At 62.6% G+C, this 16,059-nt stretch carries 12 protein-coding genes; all 12 read right to left on the bottom strand.

The window, feature by feature from the left end; all coding sequences use genetic code 11:
- Positions 1-13 precede the first annotated feature (13 nt).
- On the bottom strand, positions 14-859 hold the full coding sequence (gene kdsA, locus V3314_RS09565; RefSeq protein ID WP_025337985.1) for a 3-deoxy-8-phosphooctulonate synthase: 846 nt from the start codon (positions 857-859) through the stop codon (positions 14-16).
- A 3-nt stretch (positions 860-862) separates the two neighbouring features.
- Entirely contained in the window at positions 863-2,491 is a 1,629-nt protein-coding gene (locus tag V3314_RS09560) for a CTP synthase (RefSeq protein ID WP_025337984.1), read from the bottom strand.
- Positions 2,492-2,759: 268 nt separating this feature from the next.
- The gene (tilS, locus tag V3314_RS09555) at positions 2,760-4,043 is read right to left on the bottom strand and encodes a tRNA lysidine(34) synthetase TilS (protein ID WP_085602081.1); all 1,284 of its coding nucleotides are present in this window, start codon (positions 4,041-4,043) and stop codon (positions 2,760-2,762) included.
- 141 nt (positions 4,044-4,184) lie between these two features.
- On the bottom strand, positions 4,185-5,132 hold the full coding sequence (gene accA, locus V3314_RS09550) for an acetyl-CoA carboxylase carboxyl transferase subunit alpha (RefSeq protein WP_046616627.1): 948 nt from the start codon (positions 5,130-5,132) through the stop codon (positions 4,185-4,187).
- A 106-nt stretch (positions 5,133-5,238) separates the two neighbouring features.
- The gene (gene dnaE / locus V3314_RS09545; RefSeq protein WP_046616626.1) at positions 5,239-8,763 is read right to left on the bottom strand and encodes a DNA polymerase III subunit alpha; all 3,525 of its coding nucleotides are present in this window, start codon (positions 8,761-8,763) and stop codon (positions 5,239-5,241) included.
- Positions 8,764-8,953: 190 nt separating this feature from the next.
- Positions 8,954-9,577, bottom strand: a complete 624-nt coding sequence (gene rnhB / locus V3314_RS09540; protein WP_046616625.1) for a ribonuclease HII — start codon at positions 9,575-9,577, stop codon at positions 8,954-8,956.
- Position 9,578: 1 nt separating this feature from the next.
- Complete coding sequence (gene lpxB, locus V3314_RS09535) at positions 9,579-10,706, bottom strand: lipid-A-disaccharide synthase (RefSeq protein ID WP_135003063.1); 1,128 nt, start codon at positions 10,704-10,706, stop codon at positions 9,579-9,581.
- A gap of 1 nt (position 10,707) precedes the next feature.
- Entirely contained in the window at positions 10,708-11,484 is a 777-nt protein-coding gene (lpxA, locus tag V3314_RS09530; RefSeq protein WP_046616623.1) for an acyl-ACP--UDP-N-acetylglucosamine O-acyltransferase, read from the bottom strand.
- A complete protein-coding gene (gene fabZ / locus V3314_RS09525; RefSeq protein ID WP_004375427.1) occupies positions 11,481-11,921 on the bottom strand; it encodes a 3-hydroxyacyl-ACP dehydratase FabZ in 441 nt (146 codons plus the stop codon). Before fabZ ends, lpxA begins: the two co-directional genes overlap by 4 nt.
- Positions 11,922-12,035: 114 nt before the next feature.
- On the bottom strand, positions 12,036-13,091 hold the full coding sequence (gene lpxD / locus V3314_RS09520) for a UDP-3-O-(3-hydroxymyristoyl)glucosamine N-acyltransferase (RefSeq protein WP_013971258.1): 1,056 nt from the start codon (positions 13,089-13,091) through the stop codon (positions 12,036-12,038).
- 1 nt (position 13,092) lies between these two features.
- Complete coding sequence (locus tag V3314_RS09515) at positions 13,093-13,596, bottom strand: OmpH family outer membrane protein (protein ID WP_015269197.1); 504 nt, start codon at positions 13,594-13,596, stop codon at positions 13,093-13,095.
- Positions 13,597-13,640: 44 nt separating this feature from the next.
- Positions 13,641-16,001, bottom strand: a complete 2,361-nt coding sequence (gene bamA, locus V3314_RS09510; protein WP_196173941.1) for an outer membrane protein assembly factor BamA — start codon at positions 15,999-16,001, stop codon at positions 13,641-13,643.
- Positions 16,002-16,059 lie beyond the last annotated feature (58 nt).

The following is a 16,059-nucleotide window of genomic DNA, read 5'->3' as shown; positions in this document are numbered from 1 at the left end:
CGAGAATCGAGCTTTACGCGGTTTCTACCGTCGGAAAACTTTTCACCAGGTCGTCCAGTTGCTTGAGCTGGGCCAGGAACGGCTCCAGTTTGTCCAGGCGCAGGGCACATGGGCCATCGCACTTGGCGTTGTCCGGATCGGGGTGGGCTTCCAGGAACAGCCCGGCCAGGCCTTGGCTCATGCCGGCCTTGGCCAGGTCGGTGACCTGGGCGCGGCGACCACCGGCGGAATCGGCGCGACCACCCGGCATCTGCAGAGCGTGGGTCACGTCGAAGAACACCGGGTACTCGAACTGCTTCATGATGCCGAAGCCGAGCATGTCCACCACCAGGTTGTTGTAGCCGAAGCTCGAACCACGTTCGCAGAGGATCAACTGGTCATTACCGGCCTCTTCGCACTTGGTCAGGATGTGTTTCATTTCCTGGGGTGCGAGGAACTGCGCCTTCTTGATGTTGATCACTGCGCCGGTCTTGGCCATGGCCACCACTAGGTCGGTCTGCCGAGACAGGAAGGCCGGCAGCTGGATGATGTCGCATACCTTGGCTACAGGCTCGGCCTGATAAGGCTCGTGCACGTCGGTGATGACCGGCACGTTGAAGGTGCGCTTGATCTCCTCGAAGATCTTCAGCCCCTCTTCCATGCCCGGGCCACGGTACGAGGTTACCGACGAACGGTTGGCCTTGTCGAAGCTGGCCTTGAACACGTACGGGATACCGAGCTTCTCGGTCACCCGCACGTACTCCTCGCAGACCTTCATTGCCAGGTCACGGGACTCCAGGACGTTCATGCCGCCGAACAGGACGAACGGCTTGTCGTTGGCGATCTCGATGTTACCGACGCGAATGATCTTCTGGGTCATTGATCAGGCCTTGTTCTTCTGAGCCAGGGCTGCCTTGACGAAGCCGCTGAACAGCGGGTGGCCGTCACGCGGAGTCGAAGTGAATTCCGGGTGGAACTGGCAGGCGACGAACCATGGGTGGTCCTTGGACTCGACCACTTCCACCAGCGCACCGTCTTCGGAACGGCCGGAAACCACCAGGCCGGCATCGACCAGTTGCGGCAGCAGGTTGTTGTTCACTTCGTAGCGGTGACGGTGACGCTCGGTGATCACGTCCTTGCCGTAGCAGTCGTGCACCTTGGAACCGGCGGCCAGCTGGCAGTCCTGTGCGCCCAGGCGCATGGTGCCGCCCAGGTCGGAGGCTTCGCTGCGGGTTTCGACGGCACCGGTGGCATCGGCCCACTCGGTGATCAGGCCGACTACCGGGTGGCCGCTGTTGCGGTCGAACTCGGTGGAGTTGGCGTCTTTCCAGCCCATCACGTTACGGGCGAATTCGATCACGGCCACCTGCATGCCCAGGCAGATACCCAGGTACGGCACCTTGTTCTCACGGGCGTATTGCACCGCGGTGATCTTGCCTTCCACGCCGCGCAGGCCGAAACCGCCCGGCACCAGGATGGCATCGGCGCCTTCGAGCAGGCTGGTGCCCTGGTTCTCGATGTCTTCCGAGTCGATGTAGCGCAGGTTGACCTTGGTGCGGTTGGTGATGCCGGCGTGGCTCATCGCTTCGATCAGCGACTTGTACGCATCCAGCAGTTCCATGTACTTGCCGACCATGGCGATGGTCACTTCGTGCTCAGGGTTGAGCTTGGCATCGACCACCTTGTCCCACTCGGACAGGTCGGCGCCATTGCACTGCAGGCCGAAGCGCTCGACGACGAAGTCGTCCAGGCCCTGTGCGTGCAGCACGCCCGGGATCTTGTAGATGGTGTCGACGTCTTCCAGCGAAATCACCGCGCGCTCTTCAACGTTGGTGAACAACGCGATCTTGCGACGCGACGAGGCATCGACCGGGTGGTCGGAGCGGCAGATCAGCACGTCAGGCTGCAGGCCGATGGAGCGCAGCTCCTTCACCGAGTGCTGGGTCGGCTTGGTCTTGGTCTCGCCAGCGGTGGCGATGTACGGGACCAGGGTCAGGTGCATCAGCATGGCGCGCTTGGAGCCCACTTCGACGCGCAGCTGGCGGATGGCCTCGAGGAACGGCTGCGACTCGATGTCACCCACGGTACCGCCGATTTCCACCAGGGCCACGTCGGCATCGCCGGCGCCCTTGATGATGCGACGCTTGATTTCGTCGGTGATGTGCGGGATGACCTGGATGGTCGCGCCCAGGTAATCACCACGACGCTCCTTGCGCAGTACGTGCTCGTAGATGCGGCCAGTGGTGAAGTTGTTGTTCTGGGTCATGGTGGTGCGGATGAACCGCTCGTAATGGCCCAGGTCGAGGTCGGTCTCGGCGCCATCGTGGGTGACGAACACTTCACCGTGCTGGAACGGGCTCATGGTACCCGGATCGACGTTGATGTACGGATCCAGCTTGAGCATGGTGACCTTCAGGCCCCGCGCTTCCAGGATGGCCGCCAGGGAAGCCGAGGCAATGCCTTTCCCCAATGAAGAAACAACACCGCCCGTGACGAATATGTAGCGCGTCATGAAAAACCCTAGAAGTCTGCGTTAAGGCGGCCAGCGCCGCCGGAGAAAGCGAAGGAAGGCCGAAGCCCCCGATCACCTGCGTCAATCACAGTGCATCTCGAAAAACTGCCGCGTCTGTACAGACCAGGAATATCCCGGCATGGAGCTCGCTCGTCATTTTAAGAATCAGCCCAGCAAAAAACTGCTTGGTAATCGGCAACTCCTGTGTTTTCGCGGAACCCACAGAAGCTGTATCAAGAAGGGAGGGTAGTCTACCCGAATGTACCCTTCAGCTCAAACCTTGCGCGTTCGTCGGCAATTGCCAATACAGCTGGCAATCCGCCTGCACCAGCCCGGGCAGGTTGGCCACCGCCAGCAACCGCTCGCCCTGGTACAGCAATGGCAGGCGCGGGCGCAGGAAGAGCGGCACCTGCAACTCGTTGAGCAAGCGCTTCAGGTCGCGTCGGCCACGGCCGGGGACATCCAGCACTTCACCGCCCTGGCGGTAGGCAATGCGCAAGCCGTGCAGCGGCGCTGCGCCAGCAAGACGCACCCTGCCGTTACCCGGCAACGGCAAAGACTCGGCGGGATCGGCCCAGGCCAGTTCGCCGACGGGCAGTTGCAGCCAGTCACCGCTCAACCACCAGATGCGCCCATGACCGCGCAGCAGCTGCCCATCGGCAAGGCGCCAGACGGGCTGGGCATCGGCGGCGGCATCGCACAGGTCCGCCCAGCCGGCCCAGTGCCGGGTGTCAGGCAGGCGGGTACGGCGGCTCAGCCAGTATTGCAGGGCATTGCGCTGACGGGCCGGCGACAGCGCCAGCAGGGTGGCCAGGTCGAGGGAGTCCAGCCCCGGCCAGGCCACCGGCGCGCCCTCCCCGGCGAGCGCCAGGTCGTCCTGCGCCAGTTCGTCCAGCAGGCCCAGGGCTTCGCCCAGGTGCTCGGCGGCGCGGGCCAGGTTCTGGCTGGCTTGTGGCCAACGTTGCCGAAGTAGCGGAAACACTTCGCTGCGCAGGTAGTTGCGGGCAAATTGTGTGTCAGCGTTCGATGGATCATCGATCCAGTCCAGCCCATTGGCCTCGGCGTGGTCCTGCAGCTGCTGACGGGAACAGCCCAGCAATGGCCTGACCAGGCTGCCCTGCCCTAGTGCGCGCTGCCCCGGCATTGCAGCCAGGCCACGCAGGCCTGCGCCGCGCAGCAGGCGGAACAGCAGGGTTTCGGCCTGGTCTTCGCGGTGCTGGCCGGTGAACAGGATGTCACCCGGGCCGAGGGCTTGCCTGAAGGCAGCATAGCGGGCGTCGCGGGCGGCCTGTTCGAGGCTGGCGCCGGGGGTGACCTGGACGTGGATGACCTGGAGTTCGATGCCGAGATTGTCGCAGACGGTTTGGCAGTGGGCGGGCCAGGCATCGGCGGCGGTTTGCAGGCCGTGATGGATGTGGATGGCGCGCAGTGGAGGTGATGCGTGATTGCGGGCGTAGTCAGCCAGCAGGTGCAGGAGGACGGTGGAATCGAGGCCGCCGGAGAAGGCGATGTACCAGGTGGGGGCGTTGAGCCAAGGTGTGAGGTTGATCATCGAACCCGCACTCAATTCGAGTATGCAGTCGCGGGTGAACCCGCTCCCACAGGGATCGCGCCGTTTCAGAGGGCTGCGCAATACCTGCGGGAGCGGGTTCACCCGCGCACACCGGCGAAGCCGGTGCCATTCATCTCGCTATCAGAGACCGTAGCTCATCAAGCGATCGTAACGGCGGGCCAGCAGCGCGTCATGGTCGAGCTTGCCGAGCATGTCCAACTGCTGCACCAGGTCGGCACGGATGCTTTCCGACATCTTCGCCGGGTCACGGTGAGCGCCGCCCAGCGGCTCCTGGATGACCTTGTCGACGATGTTCAGGCTCTTCAGGCGCTCGGCAGTGATGCCCATGGCTTCGGCTGCATCAGCTGCCTTGTCGGCAGTCTTCCACAGGATCGAGGCGCAGCCTTCCGGCGAAATCACCGAGTAGGTGGAGTACTGCAGCATGTTCAACTGGTCACACACGCCGATGGCCAGCGCACCGCCCGAACCACCCTCGCCGATCACGGTGGCGATGATCGGGGTTTTCAGGCGCGCCATCACGCGCAGGTTCCAGGCGATGGCCTCGCTCTGGTTGCGCTCTTCGGCGTCGATGCCTGGGTAGGCACCAGGGGTGTCGATGAAGGTCAGGATCGGCATCTTGAAGCGCTCGGCCATTTCCATCAGGCGGCAGGCCTTGCGGTAGCCCTCAGGGCGCGGCATGCCGAAGTTGCGGCGTACCTTCTCACGCACTTCACGGCCCTTCTGGTGGCCGATGACCATGACCGGCTTGCCGTCCAGGCGCGCGGTACCACCGACGATGGCAGCGTCGTCGGCGAAGTGGCGGTCGCCGTGCAGCTCTTCGAACTCGGTGAAGATGTGCTCCAGGTAGTCCAGGGTGTAAGGACGACGCGGATGACGGGCCAGGCGGGCGATCTGCCAGCTGGTCAGGTTGCCGAAGATGCTTTCGGTCAGGGTGTTGCTCTTGTCTTGCAGACGGGCAATTTCATCGCTGATGTTCAGCGAGTTGTCGTTGCCTACCAGGCGCAGGCCTTCGATCTTGGCTTGCAGGTCGGCAATCGGCTGTTCGAAATCGAGAAAATTCGGGTTCATAGTCATCCGTCTAGGGTCTACGGCCAGGCGGCCGGCCGGTTGATCCGTTTGGCGCCCTACCTTAAGGGATCAGGCGCATTCAGGTCGAGATTAAATTTTTGTCGGTTCAACGATATTGCAGGAAGACGTTCTCACGCCCGAACTGGTCACGCAGCGCCTGAATCAGCCCATCGGCCGGGTCGATAGCCCACTGTTCGCCAAACTGCAGCATGGCCTTGGCGTCGCTGCCGGTGTACTCGAGGGTGATCGGGCAAGCGCCGCGATGGCGGGTGATCAGCTCGCCCAGCCACTTCAGCCGGTCGCCCTTGAGCGCTTCGTGTGCCACCTTCAGGCGCAGGCTCTCGGCCAGCTTGGTGCGCGCATCCTCCATGGTCATCACCTGCTTCACCCGCAGGCGCAGGCCACCGGAGAAGTCGTCGTTACTGACCTCGCCTTCGACCACCACCATGGCATCGGTCTGCAGCAAGGACTGTGCCGCCATGAAGGCGTCGGCAAACAGCGATGCCTCGATGCGGCCGGAGCGGTCATCCAGGGTGACGAAGCCCATCTTGTCACCCTTCTTGTTCTTCATCACCCGCAGGGCAATGATCATGCCGGCAATGGTCTGGGTATCGCGTGACGGCTTGAGGTCGATGATGCGCTGGCGAGCGAAGCGGCGGATCTCGGTCTCGTACTCGTCGATCGGATGGCCGGTGAGGTACAGGCCAAGAGTGTCCTTCTCGCCCTTCAGGCGTTCCTTGAGGGTCAGTTCGCGCACCTTGCGGTGGTTGGCGTAGACGTCGGCATCCGCCGCTTCGAACATGCCGCCGAACAGGTCGACATGGCCACTGTCAGCGGTGTGGGCGGCTTGCTCGGCAGCCTTGATGGCTTCGCCCAGCGCCGAAAGCAAGGTTGCACGATTGATGTCGATGTTGGCGTGGTAGGCCTTGATCTCGTCATGGAAGTGCGGGCCCAGGCGGTCCAGCGCACCGCTGCGGATCAATGCGTCGAGGGTACGCTTGTTGACCCGCTTGAGGTCGATGCGCTCACAGAAGTCGAACAGGTCCTTGAACGGGCCACCCTGGGCGCGGGCCTCGACGATCGCCTCCACCGGTCCTTCACCGACACCCTTGATGGCGCCCAGGCCGTAGACGATGCGCCCGTCATTGTTGACGGTGAACTTGAAGTCCGAGAAGTTCACGTCCGGCGCGTCGAGGCGCAGCTTCATGCTGCGCACTTCCTCGACCAGCACCACCACCTTGTCGGTGTTGTGCATGTCCGCCGACAACACCGCAGCCATGAACGGCGCCGGGTAGTGGGTTTTCAGCCAGGCGGTCTGGTACGACACCAGGCCATAGGCGGCGGAGTGGGATTTGTTGAAGCCATAGCCGGCGAACTTTTCCACCAGGTCGAAGATGTTGCCGGCCAGGTCTGCATCGATATTGTTGTTGGCACAACCTTCGATGAAACCACCGCGCTGCTTGGCCATCTCCTCGGGCTTTTTCTTACCCATCGCACGGCGCAGCATGTCGGCGCCGCCGAGGGTATACCCAGCCATCACCTGGGCGATCTGCATCACCTGTTCCTGATACAGGATGATGCCGTAGGTCGGTGCCAGCACCGGCTTCAGGCCTTCGTACTGGTAGTCCGGATGGGGGTAGGCCAGCTCGGCGCGGCCGTGCTTGCGGTTGATGAAGTCGTCCACCATGCCCGATTGCAGCGGGCCTGGGCGGAACAGCGCCACCAGTGCGATGAGGTCTTCCAGGCAGTCGGGCTTGAGCTTCTTGATCAGCTCCTTCATGCCCCGCGATTCAAGCTGGAACACCGCCGTGGTTTCGGCCTTCTGCAACAGCTCGTAGGTCTTGCGGTCGTCCAGCGGGATGAAGTCGATGTTGACGTCGGGCAGGTTCTTCTTGGCCTGCTCGCGGTTGATGATCTCCATCGCCCACTTGATGATGGTCAGGGTCCGCAGACCAAGGAAGTCGAACTTCACCAGGCCGGCCGCCTCGACGTCATCCTTGTCGAACTGGGTTACCAGGCCGCCGCCCTCTTCGTCACAGGCGATCGGCGAGAAGTCGGTGAGCTTGGTCGGGGCAATGACCACACCACCGGCGTGCTTGCCGGTACCGCGGGTCACGCCCTCGAGCTTCAGCGCCATGTCCCAGATCTCGCGGGCGTCTTCGTCGCCCTTGAGGAAGTCGCGCAGGATCTCTTCCTGCTCGTAGGCCTTCTCCAGGGTCATGCCCACTTCGAAGGGGATCATCTTCGACAGGCGATCGGCCAGGCCGTAGGACTTGCCCTGCACCCGCGCTACATCTCGCACTACCGCCTTCGCCGCCATGGTACCGAAGGTGATGATCTGGCTGACCGCGTTGCGGCCATAGGCTTCGGCCACGTAGTCAATCACCCGGTCACGGCCATCCATGCAGAAGTCGACGTCGAAGTCGGGCATGGAAATACGTTCAGGGTTGAGGAAGCGCTCGAACAGCAGGTCGTAGGCCAGCGGGTCGAGGTCGGTGATCTTCAGCACGTAGGCCACCAGCGAGCCGGCACCCGACCCCCGGCCCGGGCCCACCGGCACGCCGTTGTTCTTGGCCCACTTGATGAAGTCCATCACGATCAGGAAGTAACCGGGGAAGCCCATCTGGATGATGATGTCCAGTTCGAACTTCAGGCGGTCCAGATAGACCTGGCGCTTCTCTTCGTAATTGGGCGTGGTCTCTTTCGGCCACAGCACCGCCAGGCGCTCTTCCAGGCCTTCGTGGGACACATGCCGCAGGTAGTCATCGATGCCCATGCCGTTGGGCGTGGGGAAGTCGGGCAGGAAGTACTTGCCCAACTGCACCTGGATATTGCAGCGCTTGGCAATCTCGACAGTGTTGGCGATGGCGTCGGGAAGGTCGCTGAACAGCTCGGCCATTTCCTCGGCCGACTTCAGGTACTGCTGGTCGCTGTACATCCTTGGCCGGCGCGGGTCGTCGAGGGTCCAGCCCTCACCGATGCATACGCGGGTTTCGTGTGCATCGAAGTCCGACTGCTTGATGAAACGCACGTCGTTGGTTGCCACCAGCGGAGCGCCGAACTTGTCAGCCAACGCCACGGCGGCGTGCACGTACTCTTCGTCGCGAGCGCGGTTGGTACGCTGCACCTCGACGTAGAAGCGCTCGGGGAACATGCCCATCCAGTCTTGCAGCAGGGCCTCGGCTTCATCGTCCTTGCCTGCCAGCAAGGCCATGCCGATATCGCCTTCCTTGCCTGCGGAAAGGGCGATCAGGCCCTCGCTGGCAGGGGCGATCCATTCACGCTGGAGGATGACCAGGCCATTGCGCTGGCCCTCGGTCCAACCGCGCGAGATCAGCTCGGTGAGGTTGCGGTAGCCCTTGGGGTTCATGGCCAGGAAGCAGATACGCGACAGCGGTGCTTCCGGGTCGGCAGCGGCCAGCCACAGGTCGGCGCCGCAGATCGGCTTGATGCCGGCGCCCATGGCGGTCTTGTAGAACTTGACCAGCGAGCACATGTTGCTCTGGTCGGTGATTGCCACCGCCGGCATGTTCATCCCGGCCAGCGCCTTGGCCAGCGGTTTGATCCGCACCAGGCCGTCGACCAGCGAGAATTCGGAGTGGACGCGCAGGTGAACGAAGGGAACCGACATGGAAGATCCTGTAGCAGTGCTGAACGACAAGGGCGGGATTGTAGCTTAATTGAGGTTTTTTTTTGGGGCTGCTTTGCAGCCCATCGCCGGCAAGCCAGCTCCCACGGGGACCGCGTAGCTGTCAGGGGCTGTACGTTCCGTGTGGGAGCTGGCTTGCCGGCGATGGGCCGCAAAGCGGCCCCCCGGGGGTTCAGATCAGGGAATCGAGAACACCGGCACGCGCTTCCCAAGCTGCCCGCACCGGGGCAAAGGAACGCCGATGAATGGGCGTTGGCCCCAACCGTGCCAGCGCCTCGAGGTGCACCGGGGTCGGGTAGCCCTTGTGCCCGCCAATGCCATACCCCGGGTAGATCAACTCGAATGCGCTCATCTCCCGGTCACGGGTCACCTTGGCCAGGATCGACGCCGCCGCGATGGCCGGCACCTGGCTATCACCCTTGACCACCGGCGATGCCGGTACGGCCAGTTTCGGGCAGCGGTTACCGTCGATCAGGGCCAGCTTCGGTGTAATGTGCAGCCCTTCCACCGCGCGCTGCATGGCCAGCATGGTCGCATGCAGAATGTTCAGGCGGTCGATTTCCTCGACCTCGGCGCGGGCGATGCAAAAGCTCAGGGCCTTTTCGCAGATCTCGTCGAACAGCGCTTCGCGCTTGGCTTCGGTGAGTTTCTTCGAATCGTTCAGGCCGAGGATCGGGCGCGCCGGGTCGAGGATCACCGCTGCGGTCACCACCGCGCCGCACAACGGGCCACGGCCCACTTCGTCGACGCCGGCGACCAAGTCTTCGACCAGGTTGAAATCCAGTCCCATCTGCATGTCAGCGGTCCTTGAGCAACGCCAGTACCGCCTCGGCTGCCTGGTTGGAGGCGTCACGGCGCAGGGTGCGATGAATTTCGTCGAAACTTTCGGTCTGCTGGCTGCCATCGGCTACCAGGGGCGCCAGGGTGTTGGCAAGGGCTTCGCTGGTGGCGTCATCTTGCAGCAGCTCGGGAACCAGCGCACGCTGGGCCAGCAAGTTCGGCAACGACACGTATGGGCTCTTTACCAGGCGCTTGAGGATCCAGTAGGTCAGGGGCGCCAGGCGATAGGCCACAACCATGGGCCGTTTGTACAACAGCGCTTCGAGGGTGGCGGTGCCCGAGGCGATCAGCACCGCGTCACAGGCCGCCAGGGCCTGGTGCGACTGGCCATCGAGCAGGGTCAGCGGCAGCTGGCGCCCTTCGAGCATCTGCTCGACCTGGGCGCGACGCGCGGCATTGGCGCAGGGCAGCACGAAACGCACGCCCGGTACCTGCTGGCGCAGGCGCTCGGCAGCATCCAGGAACAGAGCCCCCAGGCGCCCTACTTCGCCGCCCCGGCTGCCCGGCATCAACGCCACTACCGGCCCTTCGCCCAGGCCCAGCGCGGCACGTGCGGCAGGGCGGTCGGCTTCAAACGGGATGGTGTCGGCCAACGGGTGGCCGACGAAACGTACAGGCACGCCCTGCTCTTCATAGAACCGCGCCTCGAACGGCAACAGCGTCAGCATCAGGTCGCAGCCTTCGCGAATCTTCAGCACACGCTTCTGCCGCCAGGCCCAGACAGACGGGCTGACGTAGTGCACGGTCTTGATCCCGGCCTGACGCAGTTTCAGTTCGATGTTGAGGGTGAAATCGGGGGCATCGATGCCGATGAACACATCGGGCTTTTCACCGATCAGGGTCTCGATCAGCAGCTTGCGGCGCTTGAGCAGCTCGCGCAGGCGCCCCAGCACTTCGACCAGGCCCATGACGGCCAGGCGTTCCATGGGGAAATAGGACTGCAGGCCTTCGGCTTCCATCAAGGGGCCGCCAACGCCGATGAACCTTACGTCCGGGCGGCGTGCCTTGATGGCACGCATCAAGCCTGAACCGAGGATATCACCGCTGGCCTCACCCGCGACCAAGGCTACGCAAAGCTGGGCCATGTCAGCGGGTGATGCCGCGAGCGGAGTTCACGATCGACTGACGGAACAGATCGACCTCAGGGTGCTTCGCAGCCAGTTCGTCCAGTTCCTTGAGCGCGTCTTCGACGGTCAGGCCCTGGCGATAGACGATCTTGTAGCAACGGCGCAGCACATGGATCACCTCGTCGCTGAAACCCCGGCGGCGCATGCCTTCGAAGTTCATGCTGCGGGCTTCGGCTGGGCTGCCGAACACGGTGACGAAGGCCGGGACATCCTTGCCAATCGCCGTACCCATGCCGGAAAACGCGTGGGCACCGATATGGCAGTACTGGTGCACCAGGGTGTAGCCGGACAGGATCGCCCAGTCCCCAACGTGCACATGGCCGGCCAGGGCCGTGTTGTTGACCAGGATGCAGTGGTTGCCGATGACGCTGTCGTGGCCGATGTGGGCATAGGCCATGATCAGGTTGTGGTCCCCCACTGTGGTTTCCGCACGGTCCTGGACGGTGCCGCGGTGAATGGTCACCCCTTCGCGGATCACGTTGTGATCGCCGATCACCAAGCGCGTCGGTTCACCCTTGTACTTGAGGTCCGGGGTGTCTTCGCCGATCGAGGAAAACTGAAAGATACGGTTGTGCTTGCCGATGCGGGTCGGCCCTTTGAGCACAACATGTGGGCCGATGACGGTGCCCTCCCCGATTTCTACATCGGGGCCAACGATCGACCAGGGGCCGACCTCGACACCCTCGGCCAGCTTGGCCGAGGGGTCGATAATGGCCCGAGGATCAATCGAATTCATAGGGAGCGTTCCGCACAGGTGATTTCTGCCGAGCAAACCGGCTTGCCGTCGACCAGGGCGCGGCACTCGAATTTCCAGATCATGCTCTTGCGGCTGAGGAACTTGGCTTCCAGCACCAACTGGTCACCCGGCAGTACCGGCTGACGGAAACGCAGCTTGTCGGAACCGACGAAGTAGTACAGGGTGCCATCGGCCGGCTTGGCGTCGAGCATCTTGAAACCGAGGATACCCGCGGCCTGTGCCATGGCTTCGATGATCAGGACGCCCGGCATGATCGGATGCGCCGGGAAATGGCCGTTGAAGAACGGCTCGTTGATGCTGACATTCTTGTAGGCACGAATGCTCTGGGCCTCGTAGTCCAGCTCCGTCACGCGGTCCACCAGCAGGAACGGGTAACGGTGAGGCAGGTATTCGCGAATCTCGTTGATGTCCATCATTTCGGGGGGGAAGCCTGTAATAAGAATAGGGAGCGCAGGTGCTGACCACACGCTCCTTTTGCAGTCCAAAGAGGAGCCAGCTAGCGACTGTTCACTCTTGCTCAGGGAATGGTATCAGCCTTCTGATGTCGGCTGGCCACCTGAGGTCACGGTATCGACGCGTTTTTCCAGCTGCTGGAGACGCTTGGCCATGTCGTCCAGGTGGCGGATACGCGCGGCGCTCTTGCGCCATTCAGCCAGTGGCTGCATGGCAGTGCCGGAAGAATAGGCACCCGGTTCGGTGATCGAACGGGTCACCATGGTCATCCCGGACACGAAAACGTTATCACAGACATCGATATGACCCACCATGCCAACACCTCCGGCAATGGTGCAATGCTTGCCGATGCGCGTGCTGCCGGAAATTCCGACGCAGGCGGCCATGGCCGTGTGCTCACCGATCTGCACGTTGTGGGCGATCTGGATCTGGTTGTCGAGCTTGACCCCGTCAGCGATCCGCGTATCCGACAGCGCACCACGATCGACCGCAGTGTTGACACCGATTTCCACGTCGTCGCCGATGGTCACGCCACCGATCTGGGCGATCTTGCGCCACACGCCCTTCTCGTTGGCAAAGCCGAAGCCTTCACCGCCGATCACCGCACCCGACTGGATGACCACACGCTTGCCGATGGTCACATCATGGTACAGGGTGACCCGTGGAGCCAGCCAGCCGCCCTCTCCGATCACGCAACGGGCGCCGACCACGCAGTGTGCACCCACACTGACATTGGCCGCGATGCGCGCACCGCTTTCGATGACCGCAAACGGCCCGATGCTGGCGCTGGCATCCACCTGCGCGTCCTCAGCCACCACGGCGCTGGGATGAATACCCGCCACAGCCTTGGGTTTGGGGTCGAACAGATGGGAAATGCGTGCATAGGCCAGGTACGGATCGGCGACGATCAGCGCATTGCCGGCAAAGCCTTCGGCGTCCGCCGCCTTCAGCAGCACCGCGGCCGCCTGGCTGCTATCCAGGAATTTGCGGTACTGCGGGTTGGCGAGGAAGCTCAACTGACCTGGGCCAGCCTCCTGCAAGGTGGCCAGCCCGGTAATCTGCAGCGCCTCGGGCCCCTTGAGGGTGGCGCCGAGGGCCTCGGCCAACTGGCCTAGCGTCATGGTCACGGTCATATCAACGGGCTTGGTTCATGCGCTCGATGACCTGGCGGGTGATGTCGTACTGAGGCTTGACATCGATGACCGCACCACGCTCGAGGACCAGGTCGTAACCACCTTTCTTGATCACTTCCTCGACAGCGCCATCCAGCTTCGGCTTCAGTTGCTTGAGCATGTCGCGGTCAGCAACAGCCTTGGCTTCGTTCAGCTCCTTGGACTGGAACTGGAAGTCACGCGCCTTCTGCTTGAACTCGAGCTCCAGGCGCTCGCGCTCCTGCTGCTGCATCTTGTCGCCGCCCTTGATCAGACGGTCCTGGATGCCCTTGGCGCTGCTTTCCAGGCTTTTCAGCTTGGTCAGTTGCGGGCCGAACTTCTTCTCGGCATCTACCGCGTACTTCTTGGCGGCATCCGACTCCAGCAGGGCCATCTGATAGTTCAGGACGGCAACCTTCATTTCGGCGAAAGCCGGGGTGGCGACCAGCGCCGCGGCCACTACGGCCAGTTGGGTCAACTTACGCACGATGCACTCCTGGATAAACCGTTGTCGTTAAGCAAGGGCCGACCTCAGAAGGTCTGGCCCAGAGAGAATTGGAACACCTGGGTGTCGGCATCGTCCGGCTTCTTGACCGGCATTGCCAGGCTGAAACTCAGCGGGCCCAGTGCGGTGATCCAGGTCACGCCCAGGCCGACCGAACTGGCCATGCCCGAGAAACCGACCTTCTCGCAATCAGGCTGGTTGCCGCAATTGGTATCGAAGACGTTACCCACGTCCCAGAACACGGAGGTGCGCAGCGAACGCTGGTCCTTGACGAACGGCAGCGGGAACAGCAGCTCGACACCACCTTGTACCAGTACGTTGCCACCAAACGGCAACGGATCCTGGTCCGGGTCGGCGATGGTGCCTGGCTTGCCACCGTTGGCCTCGCCGCGGCTTGGGGTACTGCGTGGGCCCAGGCTGCTGTCCTTGAAGCCACGGACAGAGTTGAAACCACCCGCGAAGTAGTTCTCGTAGAACGGCAGGCCCGAGGTGCTGCCATAACCATCACCATAACCCAGCTCGGTATGCAGACGCAGGGTGTAGTCGTTGGTGATCGGCTTGAACAGCTGGCCGCGGTAGTCGAGCTTGAAGAACGACAGGTCGCTGCCCGGAATGGTGGATTCCAAGGTTACGCTTTGCGAATGACCGCGGGTCGCCAGTACACCTTTGTTTAGGGTCGATTCCGACCAGCCGATCGAGGCTTTGAAGTTCAGGAAGTTGTCGCCTTCCTCTTCGAGGAAGTCGAAGATCTCGTCAACGGTGTACTTGCCAGTCTTGATCTTGTCCTGCTGCACGCTCAGGCCATAGGTCAGGCGCGAGGTCTCGCTGATCGGGTAGCCGAGGCTGACGCCCGCACCGTAGCTGTCCACCGCGTAGCTGGCCACGTCGACGTCGAGGTCGTCGTAGTCGGTACTGCGGTAGAAGGCGTTGTAGCCCAGGCTCACGCCATCGGCAGTGAAGTAGGGGTCAACGAAGCCGAAGTTGTAGCGGGTCTGGTATTCCGAACGGGTCAGGCCGATCGACACCTTGTTACCGGTACCGAGGAAGTTGCTCTGGCTGATCGAACCACCGAGGATCAGGCCGGCGCTCTGGGCAAAACCGACGCTGGCGGTGATCGAGCCGGAGGCCTGCTCCTCGACGCTGTAGTTGACGTCGACCTGGTCGTCGGTGCCCGGCACCGGTGGGGTCTCGACGTTCACTTCCTTGAAGAAGCCCAGGCGCTCCAGGCGGGTCTTGGACTGGTCGATCAGGTAGGTCGAGGCCCAGCCGCCTTCCATCTGGCGCATTTCGCGACGCAGCACTTCGTCTTCGGTCTTGGTGTTGCCGCGGTAGTTGATGCGGTTGACGTAGGCACGCTTGCCCGGGTCGACCACGAACATGATGTCGACGGTGTGGTCTTCATCGTTCGGCTGCGGCACGCCGTTGACGTTGGCGAAGGTGTAGCCTTCGTTACCCAGGCGGCGGGTGATCAGCTCGGAGGTGCTGGTCATCACCTTGCGCGAGAACACCTGGCCGGGCTGCACCAGCAGCAGCGACTTGACCTGGTCTTCCGGCACCTTCAGGTCACCGGACAGCTTCACGTCGCGGACGGTGTACTTCTCGCCTTCGTTGATGTTGACGGTGATGTAGACGTGTTTCTTGTCCGGCGTGATGGACACCTGGGTGGAGGCGATGTCCATGTTGATGTAGCCGCGGTCCAGGTAGTAGGAGCGCAGGCGCTCCAGGTCACCGGAGAGCTTTTCGCGGGCGTACTTGTCGTCGTTCTTGAAGAACGACAGCCAGTTGGTGGTCTTCAGCTCGAACAGCTGCGCCAGGGTCTCGTCGTCGAACACGTTGTTGCCAACGATGTTGATGTGCTGGATGGCGGCGACGGTGCCTTCGTTGATCTTGATCTTCAGCGCCACACGGTTGCGCGGCTGCGGCACCACCTCGGCGTCGACCTCGGCCGAGTAGCGGCCCTGGGCCACGTACTGGCGCTGCAGCTCGTTACGCACACCTTCGAGGGTGGCACGCTGGAAGATCTCGCCTTCGGCCAAGCCCGATTGCTTGAGGCCCTTCATCAGGTCTTCGGTGCTGATGGCCTTGTTGCCTTCGATCTCGATGCTCGACACCGACGGGCGCTCGACCACGTTGATGATCAGGACATTGCCATCGCGGTTCAGCTGAATGTCCTGGAAGAAGCCGGTCTTGAACAGGGAACGGGTCGACTCCACCAGTCGGCGGTCATCGGCCTGGTCGCCGACGTTCAGCGGCAAGGCACCGAAGACACTGCCGGCGGAAACCCGCTGCAGGCCGTTGACGCGGATATCGGAGATGGTGAAGGACTCGGCGTGAACTTCAGCGATCATCAGTGCGGACATGACCGCAGTTAGCAGCAGACGTTTCATGAAGTCCTTTTATTCCAACTGGCAATAAACAGCCCGCCGCGACAAGACGGCAGGTTTC

Origin of the sequence: Pseudomonas sp. TE3-3-F2023, assembly GCF_036784815.1 — a bacterium.
Classification (GTDB): Bacteria; Pseudomonadota; Gammaproteobacteria; order Pseudomonadales; family Pseudomonadaceae; genus Aquipseudomonas; species Aquipseudomonas pudica.
The sequence above is the reverse complement of the archived record's forward strand: the minus strand, read 5'-3'. Positions and strand labels throughout refer to the sequence as shown.

What these genes read in the sequence shown, in the direction of transcription:
- lpxD (WP_013971258.1), bottom strand. Translation starts at nt 13,091, where the DNA reads ATGACCGTGACCATGACGCTAGGCCAGTTGGCCGAGGCCCTCGGCGCC.
- lpxB (WP_135003063.1), bottom strand. Translation starts at nt 10,706, where the DNA reads ATGGCCCAGCTTTGCGTAGCCTTGGTCGCGGGTGAGGCCAGCGGTGAT.
- lpxA (WP_046616623.1), bottom strand. Translation starts at nt 11,484, where the DNA reads ATGAATTCGATTGATCCTCGGGCCATTATCGACCCCTCGGCCAAGCTG.
- V3314_RS09560 (WP_025337984.1), bottom strand. Translation starts at nt 2,491, where the DNA reads ATGACGCGCTACATATTCGTCACGGGCGGTGTTGTTTCTTCATTGGGG.
- dnaE (WP_046616626.1), bottom strand. Translation starts at nt 8,763, where the DNA reads ATGTCGGTTCCCTTCGTTCACCTGCGCGTCCACTCCGAATTCTCGCTG.
- fabZ (WP_004375427.1), bottom strand. Translation starts at nt 11,921, where the DNA reads ATGATGGACATCAACGAGATTCGCGAATACCTGCCTCACCGTTACCCG.
- accA (WP_046616627.1), bottom strand. Translation starts at nt 5,132, where the DNA reads ATGAACCCGAATTTTCTCGATTTCGAACAGCCGATTGCCGACCTGCAA.
- kdsA (WP_025337985.1), bottom strand. Translation starts at nt 859, where the DNA reads ATGACCCAGAAGATCATTCGCGTCGGTAACATCGAGATCGCCAACGAC.
- rnhB (WP_046616625.1), bottom strand. Translation starts at nt 9,577, where the DNA reads ATGCAGATGGGACTGGATTTCAACCTGGTCGAAGACTTGGTCGCCGGC.
- bamA (WP_196173941.1), bottom strand. Translation starts at nt 16,001, where the DNA reads ATGAAACGTCTGCTGCTAACTGCGGTCATGTCCGCACTGATGATCGCT.
- tilS (WP_085602081.1), bottom strand. Translation starts at nt 4,043, where the DNA reads ATGATCAACCTCACACCTTGGCTCAACGCCCCCACCTGGTACATCGCC.